Origin of the sequence: Vibrio sp. SCSIO 43132, from assembly GCF_019904195.1 — a bacterium.
GTDB classification, from domain to species: domain Bacteria; phylum Pseudomonadota; class Gammaproteobacteria; order Enterobacterales; family Vibrionaceae; genus Vibrio; species Vibrio nigripulchritudo.
Genome location: NZ_CP063199.1, coordinates 3,876,017 through 3,892,160, shown reverse-complemented (window position 1 = coordinate 3,892,160; position 16,144 = coordinate 3,876,017). Strand labels below are relative to the sequence as shown.

At 48.2% G+C, this 16,144-nt stretch carries 14 protein-coding genes; 10 read left to right on the top strand and 4 right to left on the bottom strand.

Going from position 1 to position 16,144, the window contains the following annotated elements; all coding sequences use genetic code 11:
- Window positions 1–44 precede the first annotated feature (44 nt).
- Window positions 45–1,874, top strand: a complete 1,830-nt coding sequence (gene typA, locus INR79_RS17630; RefSeq protein ID WP_004405633.1) for a translational GTPase TypA — start codon at window positions 45–47, stop codon at window positions 1,872–1,874.
- Window positions 1,875–1,952: 78 nt separating this feature from the next.
- Here typA and INR79_RS17625 read toward each other — a convergent pair whose 3' ends face one another.
- Both INR79_RS17625 and INR79_RS17620 read right to left on the bottom strand, forming a co-directional pair.
- Complete coding sequence (locus INR79_RS17625; protein ID WP_223095365.1) at window positions 1,953–2,432, bottom strand: phosphatidylglycerophosphatase A; 480 nt, start codon at window positions 2,430–2,432, stop codon at window positions 1,953–1,955.
- Complete coding sequence (locus tag INR79_RS17620) at window positions 2,429–3,655, bottom strand: lipopolysaccharide biosynthesis protein (RefSeq protein WP_223095363.1); 1,227 nt, start codon at window positions 3,653–3,655, stop codon at window positions 2,429–2,431. Before INR79_RS17620 ends, INR79_RS17625 begins: the two co-directional genes overlap by 4 nt.
- A 276-nt stretch (window positions 3,656–3,931) precedes the next feature.
- On the opposite strand from INR79_RS17620, the gene INR79_RS17615 reads away from it, so the two are divergent.
- The 9 genes from INR79_RS17615 (at window position 3,932) to INR79_RS17575 (ending at window position 13,991) form a co-directional block, all read left to right on the top strand.
- Window positions 3,932–5,059 (top strand): inositol-3-phosphate synthase, encoded by a 1,128-nt coding sequence (locus tag INR79_RS17615; protein WP_223095361.1) that lies wholly within the window; start codon window positions 3,932–3,934, stop codon window positions 5,057–5,059.
- A gap of 18 nt (window positions 5,060–5,077) precedes the next feature.
- On the top strand, window positions 5,078–5,695 hold the full coding sequence (locus INR79_RS17610) for a CDP-alcohol phosphatidyltransferase family protein (protein ID WP_223095359.1): 618 nt from the start codon (window positions 5,078–5,080) through the stop codon (window positions 5,693–5,695).
- Entirely contained in the window at window positions 5,692–6,975 is a 1,284-nt protein-coding gene (locus INR79_RS17605) for an FAD-dependent oxidoreductase (RefSeq protein ID WP_223095357.1), read from the top strand. Before INR79_RS17610 ends, INR79_RS17605 begins: the two co-directional genes overlap by 4 nt.
- Before the next feature lie 42 nt (window positions 6,976–7,017).
- A complete protein-coding gene (locus tag INR79_RS17600) occupies window positions 7,018–7,458 on the top strand; it encodes an SRPBCC domain-containing protein (protein ID WP_004405644.1) in 441 nt (146 codons plus the stop codon).
- Complete coding sequence (locus INR79_RS17595; protein ID WP_223095355.1) at window positions 7,455–8,315, top strand: sulfotransferase; 861 nt, start codon at window positions 7,455–7,457, stop codon at window positions 8,313–8,315. Before INR79_RS17600 ends, INR79_RS17595 begins: the two co-directional genes overlap by 4 nt.
- A 13-nt stretch (window positions 8,316–8,328) precedes the next feature.
- Entirely contained in the window at window positions 8,329–9,564 is a 1,236-nt protein-coding gene (locus INR79_RS17590) for a DegT/DnrJ/EryC1/StrS family aminotransferase (protein WP_223095353.1), read from the top strand.
- On the top strand, window positions 9,554–11,965 hold the full coding sequence (locus INR79_RS17585; RefSeq protein ID WP_223095351.1) for a phosphotransferase: 2,412 nt from the start codon (window positions 9,554–9,556) through the stop codon (window positions 11,963–11,965). Before INR79_RS17590 ends, INR79_RS17585 begins: the two co-directional genes overlap by 11 nt.
- A complete protein-coding gene (locus tag INR79_RS17580) occupies window positions 11,962–12,558 on the top strand; it encodes a CDP-archaeol synthase (RefSeq protein ID WP_223095348.1) in 597 nt (198 codons plus the stop codon). The genes INR79_RS17585 and INR79_RS17580 overlap by 4 nt, the downstream gene beginning before the upstream one ends.
- Before the next feature lie 215 nt (window positions 12,559–12,773).
- The gene (locus INR79_RS17575) at window positions 12,774–13,991 is read left to right on the top strand and encodes a M20/M25/M40 family metallo-hydrolase (protein ID WP_223095346.1); all 1,218 of its coding nucleotides are present in this window, start codon (window positions 12,774–12,776) and stop codon (window positions 13,989–13,991) included.
- A gap of 62 nt (window positions 13,992–14,053) precedes the next feature.
- Here the strand turns inward: INR79_RS17575 and INR79_RS17570 are convergent, their stop codons facing one another.
- Window positions 14,054–15,394: an MATE family efflux transporter gene (locus INR79_RS17570; RefSeq protein ID WP_223095343.1), complete on the bottom strand. Its 1,341-nt coding sequence runs from the start codon at window positions 15,392–15,394 to the stop codon at window positions 14,054–14,056.
- The gene (locus tag INR79_RS17565; protein WP_223095341.1) at window positions 15,357–16,064 is read right to left on the bottom strand and encodes an acyltransferase; all 708 of its coding nucleotides are present in this window, start codon (window positions 16,062–16,064) and stop codon (window positions 15,357–15,359) included. Before INR79_RS17565 ends, INR79_RS17570 begins: the two co-directional genes overlap by 38 nt.
- Window positions 16,065–16,144: the final 80 nt, after the last annotated feature.

The following is a 16,144-nucleotide window of genomic DNA, read 5'->3' as shown; positions in this document are numbered from 1 at the left end:
CTAAGATGACGGAGGCGGCTTCTTTTATAAGTGAATCTAGATCCATGGCTACCCCACAGATTGAAAAATTGAGAAACATCGCGATCATCGCGCACGTTGACCACGGTAAAACGACTCTGGTTGATAAACTGCTACAGCAATCAGGCACCCTTGAGTCACGCGGCGAAGCGGAAGAGCGAGTCATGGACTCGAACGACATCGAGAAAGAACGTGGCATCACCATCTTGGCGAAAAACACCGCGATCAACTGGAATGACTACCACATCAACATCGTAGATACTCCGGGACACGCCGACTTCGGTGGTGAAGTAGAGCGTATTATGTCGATGGTAGATTCGGTTCTGCTTATCGTTGATGCGGTTGATGGTCCTATGCCTCAAACGCGTTTCGTAACGCAAAAAGCATTCGCACATGGCTTGAAGCCAATTGTGGTTATCAACAAAATCGACCGCCCAGGTGCACGCCCTGACTGGGTAATGGATCAGGTATTTGACCTGTTCGACAACCTAGGTGCGACCGATGAGCAACTAGACTTCCAAGTGGTTTACGCATCAGCGCTAAACGGCTGGGCATCGCTGGAAGAAGGCGAAACTGGCGACAGCATGGAACCACTATTCCAAGCCATCGTTGACAACGTAGAAGCGCCACAGGTTGACCAAGACGGTCCACTGCAAATGCAGATCTCTCAGCTAGATTACAGCTCTTACGTGGGTGTTATCGGCGTAGGTCGTGTGACTCGCGGTACAGTGAAACCGAATCAGCAAATCACTGTTATCGGCTCAGACGGTAAAACGCGCAACGGCAAAGTGGGTACGGTTCTGGGTTACCTTGGTCTTGAGCGCCACGAAGTGGAGCAAGCAACAGCGGGTGACATCATTGCCATCACAGGTCTGGGTGAACTGAAGATTTCTGACACCATCTGTGCTCAGAATGAAGTGGAAGCGCTACCAGCTCTGTCTGTTGACGAGCCAACGGTAACCATGACGTTCCAGGTGAACACTTCTCCGTTTGCGGGAAAAGAAGGTAAGTTCGTGACTTCACGTAACATCCTCGAACGTCTGGAGAAAGAACTGGTTCACAACGTGGCACTTCGCGTTGAACAAACCGACAACCCAGACAAGTTCCGTGTATCGGGTCGTGGTGAACTTCACCTGTCTATCCTGATTGAAAACATGCGCCGTGAAGGCTTCGAGCTGGCGGTATCTCGCCCTGAAGTAATCATCAAAGAAGAAGATGGTCAGAAGCTAGAGCCGTTTGAGACAGTTACCATTGATGTACTGGAAGAGAACCAGGGCAGCATTATGGAAAACATTGGTCTGCGTAAAGGTGAGCTGACGGACATGTCTCCAGATGGCAAAGGTCGCATACGTATGGACTTCATGATGCCTTCTCGTGGTCTGATTGGTTTCCAGACAGAATTCATGACGCTGACTTCTGGTTCGGGTCTGATGTACCACACGTTCGATCACTACGGTCCGCACAAAGGTGGCGAAATCGGTCAGCGTGTTAACGGCGTACTGATTTCAAACGGTGCAGGTAAAGCACTGACTAACGCCCTGTTTAACCTTCAGGAGCGTGGTCGTATGTTCATCGGTCACGGTGTTGAAGTGTACGAAGGTATGGTCATTGGTATCCACAGCCGCGATAACGACCTGACAGTAAACCCACTGAAAGGTAAGCAGCTGACCAACGTTCGTGCTTCTGGTACCGATGATGCGCAGGTTCTTACGCCGCCAATCATCATGACTCTTGAGCAAGCACTTGAGTTCATCGACGATGATGAGCTAGTAGAAGTAACACCAGAAAGCATTCGTATCCGTAAGAAGTTCCTGTCGGAAAGCGATCGTAAACGCGCATCACGTGGTGCAATCTAAAACGTTACCTCGCTTACGAATCCAGTTACAAGCCCTGCTTCTGCGGGGCTTTTTAATGCGTTAAAACCAGAGTTCAGTCTACAGAATACCTAACGTGCTGAATCCCAGCACGCACAACCAGGCTGCGATACCCGCCAGAATGTCATCCATCATGATCCCTAGCCCGCCTTTGAGCTTTTTATCTGCCCAGCTAATTGGGTAAGGTTTTAGAATGTCGAATGCGCGGAACAGGAAAAAAGCCGCCAGTAAATAGCCCCACTGAAATGGAAACGCGATCATCGCAATATAGAACCCTGCCACTTCATCCCAAACAATCACTTGCGGGTCTTTCTGACCGATCTCTTTGGCTGTTCTGTCGCAGCAGAGTACACCGTAGATACAGATGAACAGCCCCAATATAAGTTGCCCGATCAGGCTCATTTGGCTGGCAGCGTAAATAAAAGGCAATGCCGCCAATGCCCCTACGGTTCCCGGCAGTTTTGGCGACAATCCTAAACCAAATCCGAGCGCAAAAAACTGATGCGGTCTGGTCAGGTTAATTTTCCCTGTTGTGTTCATGCAAAATCCCTTTGTAAAAGTCGATATCCTAAGCGTTGTCGGACGGCTCTCATTGCCAGTCCGTTTTGAATGATGAGTGAAAGCGCACAGCCTATCGCCGCGCCGTATATCCCGAGTTGCCAGCTCAGCGCGATCACTACCATCGCGTTGAGAATGCAGCTCTGGATGAGCACCCAACTGAAGCTTTTTTCGTTATGAGTCATCATCAGGATGATGCCTACAGAGCCAGACCAGACGTTAAACAGCTGACCTAGAATCAATATAAAGAAGAAAGGCATAGCGGATGTGTAAGGCTCGCCAAGCACAAAGAAAGCGGTGGTACCCACTATGCATATAAAAGCTGAGTAAGGCGCTAACCACTGGCGTAAAACTCGTACTGACAGCCCGGTCAGGCTTCTTAGTTCATCGGTGTGATCGCTCAGGTATGCAGTTGCCAGCTTAGGGGCGATGACATAGTTCATTGCGAACAGCAAAATGGCCAACACTATCGACAGCTTCTGTGCGAGTGAAAGCAGGGCGAATTCGGTATCGTTTAAGAAAGGTCCTGCCAGTAATAACCCTCCCCACATTAACCATTGTTGCATTAGCGCGTTCAAGGCAAATGTTGTCCAGCTTCTGTGGCTTGGATCCTGGGGTGGTGATTGCTTCACAGGTGCAGGATGGGAAGTCAGCCAGACCATGAATGCGAAAAGCATGACCGTGGCACAACTTGTTAAATAATGCTCAATAAGCAAAGTGTGGCTGAATATTTCTTTCTTCTCGAACAGAAGCAAAACACCCATTACGACCGGAATGGCAAAAAATTGAAGCAAACTCGCAAAAATAGGGCGGTTTCTGCCCTGTAAAAGCCCGCACCAAAGAAACAGAAATGTCGTGCTTGCAATGCAAGCTGCGACGCAAATCATGACTTTGGTCAGATAATCACGATTTAGCCAACTGGCCAAATCTGCTGAAAACTGGATGCACAAGATACAAAAAACAGCAGTAACCGCTGCAACAATCAAAAACAGCTTGCTCATTTCCTGTGTCCATTTTTTACCGTTGAGCGTTTGGCTCATTCTGACTAAAAGGGGGGGAATACCCAAAGTCAGCATGCTGGAAAAAAGCTGAATAAAAGTCATACCAAACAAAAACTTACCGATTTCCTCCGCCGTCCCTCGTGCGGTAATTGCCGATAGCATAGAGAATTCAACCGCTGCGCTGGCAAGGATAATATTTCCCACAAAGAAAACTTGTTTTTTTATTGGTCTTGTTTGATTTATCAATAGTAATCCCTGTTTTGTGATTAATTTGTTAGTGATTGTTGGCTAATTTCAGCATGTTTACAGTGAATTTTCATCATATTAATATTTTGTTTCACGTTGGTTAAGTAACAAAATTATCTATAAAACAGTTATTTATAAATCTCCTGGTGATTTATTTGTCATTGATTTTGATAAATGAAGCTTATCGGGTGATTTCTGTTTATACGGATGTTTATTGATGTTTAAGGATGATTAATGGGAAAGATAAAAGTCGCCATTGCTGGAGTGGGTAACTGTGCAAGCTCTTTGATTCAGGGCATTCATCACTATGGAAAACCAGAGAACCAAAACGTTGCTAATGGTCTGATGCAAGACAAGATAGGTCCATGGCGCTGCTCTGATATTGATGTGGTTGCTGCATTTGATATCGATGCCAGGAAGGTCAACCAACCTCTGCATAAAGCCATTTTTGCCAAGCCTAACTGCACACAGGTATTTGCACCTGACGTACCGGCTTCTGATGTCATTGTTCAGATGGCTCCGGTTCTGGATGGCTACAGCAGCCACATGCAGGAATACCCTCAGGACAACGCGCTTCAGGTCGCGGATCAGGAAGCGGTTGATGTTATTCAGGTGCTTCGTGAAAGCAAAGCAGAAGTACTAGTGTGCTACTTACCAGTGGGCTCAGAAAAAGCAGTGAAGCATTTTGCTGACGCGTGTCTGGCTGCCAAGGTTGCTATGGTGAACTGTGTTCCGGTATTCATTGCATCTAACCCCGAATGGGCAGAGCGATTCCGTCAGGCAGGGGTGCCCATTGTTGGTGATGATATTAAGAGTCAGGTGGGTGCCACCATTGTGCACCGCGCACTGACAAAGCTTTTTGATAATCGTGGTGTGTCACTGAAACGTACCTACCAACTGAATACAGGCGGGAACACGGACTTCCTCAATATGCTGGCGCATGAGCGTTTGAAGTCTAAAAAAATCTCTAAAACTCAGTCTGTAAACTCTCAGCTAGACACTCCGCTGGATGCTCGTGATATTCACATTGGTCCATCTGATTACGTGCCTTGGCAGGAAGACAACAAACTGTGCTTTATCCGCATGGAAGGAGAAGGGTTTGGCGGTCAGCCGCTAGAGCTGGAACTGCGTTTATCCGTGCAGGATTCACCAAACAGTGCCGGTGTGGTTGTTGATGCGATTCGCAGCGCAGGTCTTGCCGTACAACGTGGGCTGGGTGGTCCTATAGAGTCGGTCAGCGCTTACTTTATGAAGAGTCCGCCGGTTCAGATTCCTGATCCTCAAGCTCACGATCAGGTTGAAGTTTTCTTCCGCGCGCATTCTGAAGCAGAACAAGCCGTGAAAGAGCTGGAAACCTGTTAAGCGGGGTCAGAGGAAGTAATGATGATCACCAGCTACAAACAATTCTTCAGTGCGACATTTAAAGCCCCTATCCATTTGAGCGCGAGGCTGACACTCAAATGCGGGTTCAATGCCAATACCGTCACCTTACTTGCATTGCTGCTGGCTATTGCTGCCAGCGCCATGTTGATGGTGACCGAGAACTTTCTCTGGTTTGCCTATGCGGTTGCCGGAATTGGCTATCTGGATCTGCTGGATGGTGCGGTTGCCCGGGCTTCCAATACGTGCAGTCGATTTGGTGCCTACTTCGATGCTATGTGTGACCGCATTGTGGATGCTGTGACGGTATTTGCCATCGCATGGGTGAGTGGGCTATGGCCACTGTGTTTCGCCTATGTCATTGGTTCGTTGCTGGTGAGCTACGCCAAATCCCGCGCTGCGATGGAAGTGTCTGTCAGTAACACGTCTTGGCCAGACTTAATGGAGCGCACAGAGCGCTTCATTCTATTCACCGCAATCTTGCTCGCGTATGGGCTATTCCCAGATTTTCTGATCGCCGGTTATAGCATCTTGGTGTGGGGATTAGTGGTGAGCTGTGTGCTTATCTACCTGACCTTGGTTCAGCGTTGGCACCGTGCGTGGAGATTACTGCAATGAGTGTGTTAGAGCCTATCGCAAGCTGGACACATACCTGCGCCACCAAAACCCGTATTTGTGAACCAGAAAAAACGGATCTGACCCAACCCTTTATTGCCAGAGGGGGTGGTTGCAGCTTTGGTGATGCCTCTTTCCTGACTGATGGTCAGACGGTGGTACAAACTCTGGAGCCTGTGATTGTAATCGATTCCGAAAACATGACGTGCCGGGTGTCTGCCAATATCGAAATGGGGGAACTGCATCGCTCGCTGATCCCCAATGGATACCAGTTCTCTGTTTATGGCGGCACTCAATGGGCAACGGTGGGTGGTGCTACCGCGAGCGACATTCACGGCAAAAACCATCATCGGGTGGGAAGCTTTGGTCGGCATGTGAAAGCCATCAAATTAAAAGTCCCGAGTGGAGATGTGTTGGTATGCAGCGCCGAAGAAAATGCCGATCTTTTCTCTGCCACTATTGGTGGGATGGGATTAACGGGGATGATTCTGGAGGTGGAACTCAGGATCCAGCCGCTTGATTTTACTAGCGTGATTGAAAGCAAAACCCCATTTTTCAGCTTTGAGGAAATGCTGGCTCCACTCCGCGAAGACCCCGCTTTTCACTACGCCTGTCTTTACGTTGCCAAACAGCCCATCAATGGCTGGTATGTGAGTGCAGACTACGCGGAAGAGAAGCGTCCATTTCCCGATAAAGCGAAAGACTGGGCGTGGTTGCCGCATCTGCCTATCGTCCGTGATGGCACACTGCAATTCGCCAACCAACTGGCAAAACAACGGCATAGAGCCAAGCAAAACACCAAACATGTGTTTGCCTACAACTATGGCGGCCCTCACCAAATGGTGAAGCAGGCGAATCGGTTCTTGCCGAAAAGTGGTGTGATTGAATTTCACTACCATCTAAGTGATGAACATTTTTCGCACTCTCTCGACGTCATGCTGGCGATGGCGGAAAAAGCCCGTTTGCCTCTGACTCATTTGGTGATTAAGCGAATGGGCGACTTTTCTTCACCGGGCATGCTGGCATTCACCGCTCCGGGGTGGGCAATCAATTTTCAGGTGCAGGACAACAGTTTGTCGCGTGACTTTCTTAGTGCGTTCGCCAATGAAATTGCACCGCTTAATCCTCGTTTCTATCTCGCGAAAGATGCCTGCTTAAGTGCGGAGCATTACCACGCTTCAGCGCCAGAACTGGAAAGTTGGCAACGTATCGTCAAACACATAGACCCACTCAATCTGATTCGCTCAGATCTGTCTCAAAGGCTCAGTTTAAAACCCTGGTAATCAGAAAAGTCACGTCTGATTGACCTGGAAAAAGGATTTGCCATGAAAGTTTTGGAAACGGAAATTACCATTGATTCGAACATTGAGCACATCTGGAATGTGCTGACTGATTTCGAAAAATACCCCGAGTGGAACCCCTTCTTAACTCAGGTTGAAGGACCACTGAACCCGGGAGAAACCCTCACAGTGACGGCGCATCCAAGTTCGTCCGTTGCACGCACCTTCTTCCCAAAAATGATTTCAGTGGATGAAGGAACAGAATTTAGCTGGCTAGGTCAGTTCCATTACCCCAAGTTGCTCGATGGTCACCATATCTTTCGTTTAGAAAAAATCGATGAGAACCGCACTCGCTTTGTACATAACGAAGTGTTCAAAGGAGCGTTGCTTTTTGCTCACCTGCTCCTTCGCTGGAAGCACACAGAGCTTGGGTTCAATGAGATGAATCAGGCGCTCAAAGAACGTTGTGAGGAGGCGCTGGCATGACGGCGAAAACCGATTTAGATAATGATGTCTGGCTATGGTTTAGTGTGCGCTGGCAACGCTTTGTCGATCAAACGCGCTTCTCCCTTCAGAAAGAGCGCATCGCGACAGAATTTGAGCAATTGAAAACCTGTGCGCTTTTTATTGGTTATCCACGCAGTGGTCACAGTATCTACGGCTCCATACTGGATGCTCATCCCGATATGCTGGTGGCGCATCGCCTTGATGCTCTGGCGTGCGTAGGCAAAAAGCCGGACATGAAAAAGCTCGGTTATCTAATTAAGCGCAACTCCGAACGCTTTGCTCAAAACAGCCGAATGCTGACGGGGTATGCCTACGATATCGATACTGGCTGGCAGGGGAAGCATCGTAATCTGGTGGCGGTGGCCGATCAGGAAGGCAAACGCACCACATTGAAGTTGGGTGAAAATCCAGAGCTGATTGAAACCTTACTCGGGCAGGATAAGCCGATGGTGAAATTCATACACATCACTCGAAACCCGTTTGACAACATCGCGACCTGGTCGCGTCGCATGGGACGATCTTTGGAGTACACCACGGATAAATTTCTTGAACTGTGCCGTTACAACAAAGAGATCATCAGCCGATTGCCGGAAAACCGAGTCGTGACTCTTCGCCATGAAGATTTGATTGATGATTTTGAGAGTACAGTCGGGACGTTACTCGATTATCTGGAGCTGGAAAAAGACCCGCACATCATAGCGAAATGTCGGGAAAGTGTGTATTCCAGCCCAAATCAGTCACGCAACAAAGTGAACTGGTCGCCTGATCTGGTTCACCGGGTCGAGACGGAAATTCAGGCGTTCGATTTTATGCGCCATTACCACTTCGGAAACTGATGAGGAACTGATTATGATGATTCCCCGTCATTCTGTCGGCATGAAGTATTCGGATTATTGGCCATATTTCGCTTCGCGCTTTGTTCCGGGGCTGTACCGCGATCGTGATATTAACGCTGTGACTGAACCCCTGATGCCCCACGCCAAAACTCTGGGCACGCCAACGGGTCGGCATGCGCTGTGGTATTTTCTGGACCTGAAAGATTACCCATTAGGTAGCGAAGTGCTGATTTCCGCCTACAACTATTATGTGGTGGTTCGTCTGGTTGTACAGGCAGGATTAACGCCTGTTTTTGTGGATATCGAGCCTGACACATTATGTATTGACCCGGAAGATGTCGCGAGAAAGGTGACGCCCAATACCAAGCTTATTATTGCCACGCATATGTTTGGCAATCCGACCAACATGCCAGAAATCTGCGCTATTGCCGAACGGCATGAGTTAGACATTTTTGAAGACTGCGCCCATGCGGTGGGTAGCTACATTGGCGACACTCATATGGGACAATTTGGTTCAGGAGCATTATTTAGCTTCGGGGTGGCCAAAATCGTCAATTGCTTTGGTGGAGGAATGCTGGCTTTGAACGGTCAGACCGCTGAGAACTATCAGCCGCCAAAGCATGGTGCGGGATTTCGTCACTCGATGATTGATACCTTCTCTCGTTGCCTTTTGACCACCATTTACAACCCAAAAATCTATAAATTCACGATGTTGCCACTGGTGAGGTGGGGGAACGCACTCAGTCGGCGTGGCAGACATTGGCTCAGAAACCTGATTGCACCATCAAAAAATGATGCCGCCTGGTATTTCGAACCTGATCAGCGTGCGGAATTTAAACCTTTTATGGTGAGCATGCTGGATCGTCAGTTATCCAGAATTGAAAGTAACGTACACGAACGTCGAAAAAATGTAGCGAAAATCAAAGCCGAACTGGCTTATCACCCCGATATAAAACTGCTCAATGAAGACAAACATGGAATGTCGAACGGGTCGTATTTTGGGGTTTATTGCGAGGATAAACAGGGGCTTTCTGAGTATCTGCTGGCGCATAACGTGGATAACAACCCGCAGGAATTTTTTGACTGCTCCGTGCTGGCGCAGTTTGAAGAGTTCAAAGCCGACTGCCCGAATGCCCAATATGCCTCCCAACATTTGATTCGCTTGCCGAGCCAGCCAACGCTGAAAGACAGCCAACTGGACTCGATCATTCGTTTATTAAAAGGATTTAGCTTAGAACATGCCAGCTAGTGAAAAAATGAAACGCCGACTTCCAACGGCTCCCGGCTACGCACAATACAAAGAAGACGCCATTCAAAGCCGTCTGGACTGGTGTGAAAAGGTGTCTGAAACCACGCTCTCCAACGTCAGTCGAAGTCATCTCGACCCTCAGACCTTAGCCGGAAATATAGAAAACTACATTGGTACGGTTCACGTCCCTATCGGGCTGGCGGGACCGGTCAAAATCAATGGTGAGTACATAAATGGGTACGTGCCCGTGCCTATCGCCACGACAGAAGGGTGTTTGGTGAGCTCTATTTGCCGAGGTGCCAAAGCGTGTGAATTGGGTGGTGGAATAGACGTTCACGTGATTGCCCAAAATATGGTACGCGCGCCTGCATTCATTTGTGACGACATGGCGTCCGCGGTGGCACTGCAAAAATGGGTCGAAGCGAATCATTCTGCCATTGCCGAAAAAGCAGAAAGCGTATCGTCGGTGGCTAAGCTGACTCGCATTGAACCTCAGGTTTTTGGCGACAGCCTTCATCTGCGTTTTTGCTACGAAACTGCTGACGCGGCGGGTCAAAACATGACTTCTGCCACCACCTGGATTGCCTGTGAGTGGATCATGGAGCAACTAAAACAACTTCCCCATATCGGAGTAAAGCAGTACCTGATTGAAGGCAATATGGCGGGTGACAAAAAGGTGAATGCTCTGAGCCTGACGCGAGGTCGCGGGGTCAGTGTGACTGCTCACTGCCGTATTCCTGATTCCGTACTGAAACGCATTTTGCGGGTAACTTCCGATCAACTGGTTGAAAGCTGGCATCAAGGGGAAATTGGCGCAGCCTGCGCGGGTATGATCAGCACTAATCTTAACTTTGCCAACGTTGTTGCGGGGATTTTCACTGCCACAGGGCAAGATATTGCGTGTGTTCATGAATCATCACTAGGGACACTGAAAGCCCGGAAAGACGGCGACGCCATCGTGATCAGCGTGTACATGCCTTCTTTAGTGATTGGTACGGTTGGGGGTGGAACAGGGCTGCCGACTCAAAATGAGTGCTTGTCACTGATGGGCTGTGCGGGTAAAGACAAGGTGAAGCGCTTGGCGGAAATCATTGCAGCGACGTGTTTGTGCTTGGATTTATCAACGGGTGCTGCCATTGTTTCCAATGAATTTGTGCAGGCGCATGAGCGATTGGGTCGAAACCGGCCAAAACCAGAACAAACCCTGTCAGCCGAGTACTTCAATCAGGCGCTTTACCCAGACTATGCCTGGCTGGAGGAAGTGCGTAAGGTAGAACTAGACACCAATAATGGGGTTATCAATACTCTGGTGTCTAATACGGAATCTGTGTATGGCATTCACCGTTTAGCGGTAGATAATTCGGCAGCCGAGAAAATGGGCTTCGAGACGTTTATCGCTAAGATCAAACCACACAGTGACGAGATAAAACTACTAGGTGCTCAACTGGCGCATATCTCTGGCGACGATACCTTATCTGGTTTGTATCAGGCGCAAGCCAAAGTGCTGGGTTTTGATAATGCGCATCGCAGAGAAATCGCCCTGTTTTCCCACCTCAATGCCCTCGGAGATACAGAACTGCTGGCACTGTGCCCGCAAGTGTATGGCAGTCACGCTGATGATAAATCCCAGTTATATACCTTGCTGATGGAAGATCTCAGCCATTGCTCTCATCTGGACACCATTAACATGCCAACCTTATGGCAGGAAAAGGAAATCAAAACCGCATTACGTGGTTTGGCGAAAATACACGCCAGTTACTTCGATAACTTAGATGCTCTGGAACCTTTGGTGATCAGCGGCTGTTTAGATAAGTTTTGTGCCGACTCATTGCTGGAATCCAAAACGCTATTGAATCGAATTACCGAATACAACCATCAGCGATACCCTGATTTGGTGCCAGAGTCGATAGTTGCGCGAGTCAGCACATTCATCGATTCAGATTCAACGCTATTGAAAGCGATGTCTGAATTTCCGCTTTGCCTAAGCCATAACGATTTCAATATTCGAAATCTCGCCCTGCGGCATACAGAAGCAGGAACTCAGCTTGTTGCGTACGACTGGGAATTAGCCTGTATTCAAAACCCGCAACGAGACGTAATTGAATTTCTTATTAGCGTGATTGATCAGGTTGCCAGCAGCCAGTCTTTGCAAGAGTACATTGAGTATTACCGCGGTGAACTACAGGCACTGACAGGTTACAAATGTGAGTCAGAGTCTTTCTATAAGGTATTGTTGGGTAATGCGATTTATCTGTTCGCGACTCGGTTTAATGCCTATCTGATGACCAACAACGTGTTCAAGCTAGAGTTCATTGATCGACTGACGGCCAACTTACTGAGTTTTATTGATTTGTTAGAAGGTCAGCAGTCTGAAAGCCGATTGGAAAACCTTGCGTCATGAACTTCTTGGAGACGTTAAATTCTGTATTGTACCTGCTGCTACCAATTGTAGTGGCAGGGCTGCTGAACATGGTTTTTCTCAAACTTCCGTTACTAAAAGCGATTCATATTCCCATGGATGGGGGCAGAACTTACCGAGACGGCAAAGCGTGGTTTGGCAAAAACAAGACTTGGAAAGGCTTTGTCGGGATGGTGGTGTTTTCCGCTTTGAGCTTTTACTTTATTGGTGCTTGGACAGCGCAATCTGATCACTTACTGGCTCTCTCCGTCATCCCCTATGATCAGTTCTCCCAGCTTGAACTTCTGTTATTGGGTGCGAGCTGCGGGTTGGGTTACGTGCTGTTTGAACTTCCCAACAGCTTTATCAAACGTCGTTGCGATGTGCCGCCCGGCGGTAATATTCGCGGTATTAAAGGTGTGCTGTTTAATTTCTTCGACCAATCTGACTCTGTAATAGGCTGTCTGTTGTTTCTGATGTTGTTTTATCGACTGGATACCACCATCTGGATTGCCACTTTCATTACCGCCACGCTTGTACACTACATGATGAATATCATCCTTTATGCATTGAAACTCAAGTCGAGCCCTTGGTAGAGGTATTTGCTACATAATTGAAACAAATTGAATCAAAATACATTAAAACTTGGCGGATGAATCGTAATTATTCGTAACAAGTCTTGATAAGATAGTAGAAAGCTCTTAGCTTGGAGAGTTAGCTTCGACCAGTTCGAAACTGACTCTTTTCAGAGCATCACCTGGCAGGACGCCAGGTGCTACCAGTATTCACTAATCATTCGACGAGTTTTTCAATGAGTTCTGATAACAACACCAACGCGTGGCAAGCATCTATGCCATCTTCCCAGTTTGAATTTATGGCTGACGTTCTAGATTCTCCATCACCAATCGGTTTTGAAGCAGCAATGAGCTACGGCGTAATCAAACCTGAGTTCGAATCTTTCATGCCGAAGGAGTGGGGCATTCACCAGTTCAAAGGTAATGCAGGATTAGTATTCGATTCGCATCCGGGACGTGATGATCTTGTTAGCGTTATGATTGTCGGTCACGCTGATAAAATTCGCATGCAAGTTCGTAAGATCGACAGCGATGGCAAAGTGTGGATTAACACAGATTCTTTCTTGCCGACTACGCTAATCGGCCATGAAGTAAAAGTATTCTGCCAGGATCCAGAGCAACCAGGTCAGTACAAGACGATTGAAGGTTGTACGGTTGAAGCACTGGGTGCTATCCACTTCTCTACCCCAGGTCAGCGTTCTGGCGACCAAGGCATCAAGCCTGAATCTATTTACCTGGAACTGCATACTCACGGTGAAGATCGTAAGAAGCAGGTTGAAGCACTAGGTCTACGTGCAGGTGACCCAATTCTTCTGGACCGTCGCATCAAGCGCGGCGTATCTCCAGATACGTTCTACGGTGCATACCTGGATAACGGCTTGGGCTGTTTCTCTGTAACTGAAATCGCACGTATTCTGGCGAAAGAAGGCCTAGACAACGTTCGCGTTCTTTACACTATCGCGACGCATGAAGAGATCGGTCGCTTCGGTTCAACAGCAGTTGTTGGTGAGCTTAAGCCTGACGTGCTGATTGCTACTGACGTAAACCACGACTACGAAGCGGCACCGGGCATCGGTGCGAAGAAGATGAACCCGCTGAAAATGGGTGATGGTTTCACCATCGGTCGCGGTTCAGTAGTGTCTGAGTACCTGGTACAAGCACTTGAGAAAGTGTGTAAAGAAAAAGACATCCCGTACCAGCTAGACTTTAGTGGTCGTGATATGGGTACAGACGGTATGGCAGCGGTATTGGCTGGTGTAGACAGCGCAGCAATCACTGTGGGTTACCCAATCCGCAACATGCATACAGCGTCTGAATCTGCTCACACTGGCGATCTGCTGGCATCTATTCACGGTCTGACTGAGCTGCTTCGTCACTTCAACAGCCTGAATGACGGCAAAGGCATCACGCGTGATGACCTGTGCAATGGTCACATTCGCCTAGATAACGCCTAAGCGAACTCAATCTGCTCCGCCCTATGAATCTTCAGGGTGGAGCAGATTTATCAGACGCTTTATTAAGCCTGCACTCGATCCGAGTGAACTTTAACCCAACGACCTGACATCAAGCGCTGAATGCACAAGCCAATCTTAATCACTTCTTCAACGATCATCAGTAGTAAGATCTGAACGGGCTCAATTCCTGTGGTAAGGAAGTAATAGGTCAAAGGCAGCAACACCACCCACTGACAAAATACATCCACTCCAAGGCAATATTTCGCATCTCCCCCTGCACGCAAAATGCCGATCATAAACATCATTGATAAGCCTTTTAACGCCATTGCTGCAATCAAAATTTGATAAGCAAAACGAGCCGTTTCTTGTAATGCAGGATTGTCACTGGCGATAAATTCGAGCACCAGAGGCTGACAAAAATAAAGCAGTAACGAGAGGAATAAACCCGAGATCAGGCTCAGACTCAGATAACGCGGCAGTAGATACTGGATATCGTCCATTGCTCTTTGCCCTGAGTGATTGCCAATGACCACGGAAGCGGCACTGGCAAACCCAATCAGAAGGGCTGCGGCGATCGACTCTATCGGTGCTAAAGCGCCAAGAATGATCAGTACGTCATTGCTTTGTTTACCAAGCAATGAATGGAAAACATACAAACCTAGCGACCAGATAACACTGTTCAGCGCTGCTACGGATGATAGCTGGATGACTACCGTCGCATCACTAAGTCGGGTTGTTCTCCATACCTGTTTGATCTGCTTAAACAAGAACCAACGTTTGTAAATCACAAAACCAATCAGTAATAAGGTTTCGACACAAGCCGCAATCAAGGTACCGATAGCAACACCTGTAATGCCCCATTTGGGAATAAAACTGATGTTTAGCGCAATATTCAGTGCGACCCCAATTAGGCTAACTACGGTAGCAGCCATGGGTTTGAACATGGTGCGCAGCACGGTAGCCAAAGAAAGTGTGATGGCAAACAACACAAATGTGGGTGCGATGATTTGCAGATACAGGCTGCCTTGCTCAATGATGGCGTAGTCGCTGCTGCCAAATGCCATGATGGCATCGCTGCCGACGAAAACGAATCCAGCGCAGCCAAGTGCAATAACTGCCGCCAACGCCAGCATGATCAGGCAGACACGAACAAATTTATCATTGACCTTGTCACCATAACATTGAGCGGCGACCTGCCCACCTCCGATTGCCACACCAATAATGCAAAAACTCAGCACCATGTGAGCCTTGGTTGCCAGCCCCATTGCGGCCATATCTAGCGGGTTGAGGCTGCCAAGCATTACCGTATCGATCATGCTTTTGCTGGAAAAGAGAGCAGTCTGAAAGGCGATCGGCAGCGCTAAGCTAAGCAGTGCCAGCAGCCAATGCTTTTGCGTCTTCATTATCGCTTCCTTGTTCCAGATATTTTACTACCACTGCTGGGTTGCCGAGGGCGATGGCGTTATCGGGAATGTCTTTGTACACCACACTGTTGGCACCCACGACGGCATTGCGACCAATGGTCACGCCTTTCAAGATAGTGGCACCTATCCCAATCCAGGCACCGGAGCGAATCGTGACTGGCGCTGTAGGAGTACGTTCTACTTCATCCGCTTCACCTCGACCAGCAACCGGATGACCACTGCAATCCATGATGGTGACACGTGGACCAAAACTGACGTGGTCTTCAATGGTTACCTTCTCATAGCTGATGATATTGGTTCCCTGCATTACCACGTGATTGCCAATTTCGATTTGACCAGCCGGGCGGTGATTCGCTTTAACCAGAGTCAGTCGTACAGGAGTATTTTCAAAGGCTACATCGTTTTGTGAATAGATTTGGTTGTGCTGACCAATAGTTATGCGACCTACAAAATCGTCGCTATTAATAAGTCCTGTCTCGTTAGGCGATGCGCCATAACTTTCGTCGCGTACAAAAGTGAAGGCGACATGTGGTCGACCGATAAGAGAGGATGTCTCCCCTACGGTTAGGTGAGACTGAAACTCAGGTAATACCTGTGGCGTTTCAGAGTTTGGATCCATGGGGTAGAGATTTTCATAAAAACAGGTCATGTCATTAATCCTTTATGGCAGCTGACTTTATTGCGGGAGCGCCAGTAAGCGTCGAAATACAGATATTCATCAGGTGCCAA

Coding starts and splice junctions, on each gene's coding strand:
- typA (WP_004405633.1), top strand. CDS start 45: ATGGCTACCCCACAGATTGAAAAATTGAGAAACATCGCGATCATCGCG.
- INR79_RS17625 (WP_223095365.1), bottom strand. CDS start 2,432: ATGAACACAACAGGGAAAATTAACCTGACCAGACCGCATCAGTTTTTT.
- INR79_RS17615 (WP_223095361.1), top strand. CDS start 3,932: ATGGGAAAGATAAAAGTCGCCATTGCTGGAGTGGGTAACTGTGCAAGC.
- INR79_RS17610 (WP_223095359.1), top strand. CDS start 5,078: ATGATGATCACCAGCTACAAACAATTCTTCAGTGCGACATTTAAAGCC.
- INR79_RS17605 (WP_223095357.1), top strand. CDS start 5,692: ATGAGTGTGTTAGAGCCTATCGCAAGCTGGACACATACCTGCGCCACC.
- INR79_RS17600 (WP_004405644.1), top strand. CDS start 7,018: ATGAAAGTTTTGGAAACGGAAATTACCATTGATTCGAACATTGAGCAC.
- INR79_RS17595 (WP_223095355.1), top strand. CDS start 7,455: ATGACGGCGAAAACCGATTTAGATAATGATGTCTGGCTATGGTTTAGT.
- INR79_RS17590 (WP_223095353.1), top strand. CDS start 8,329: ATGATGATTCCCCGTCATTCTGTCGGCATGAAGTATTCGGATTATTGG.
- INR79_RS17585 (WP_223095351.1), top strand. CDS start 9,554: ATGCCAGCTAGTGAAAAAATGAAACGCCGACTTCCAACGGCTCCCGGC.
- INR79_RS17580 (WP_223095348.1), top strand. CDS start 11,962: ATGAACTTCTTGGAGACGTTAAATTCTGTATTGTACCTGCTGCTACCA.
- INR79_RS17575 (WP_223095346.1), top strand. CDS start 12,774: ATGAGTTCTGATAACAACACCAACGCGTGGCAAGCATCTATGCCATCT.
- INR79_RS17570 (WP_223095343.1), bottom strand. CDS start 15,394: ATGAAGACGCAAAAGCATTGGCTGCTGGCACTGCTTAGCTTAGCGCTG.
- INR79_RS17565 (WP_223095341.1), bottom strand. CDS start 16,064: ATGACCTGTTTTTATGAAAATCTCTACCCCATGGATCCAAACTCTGAA.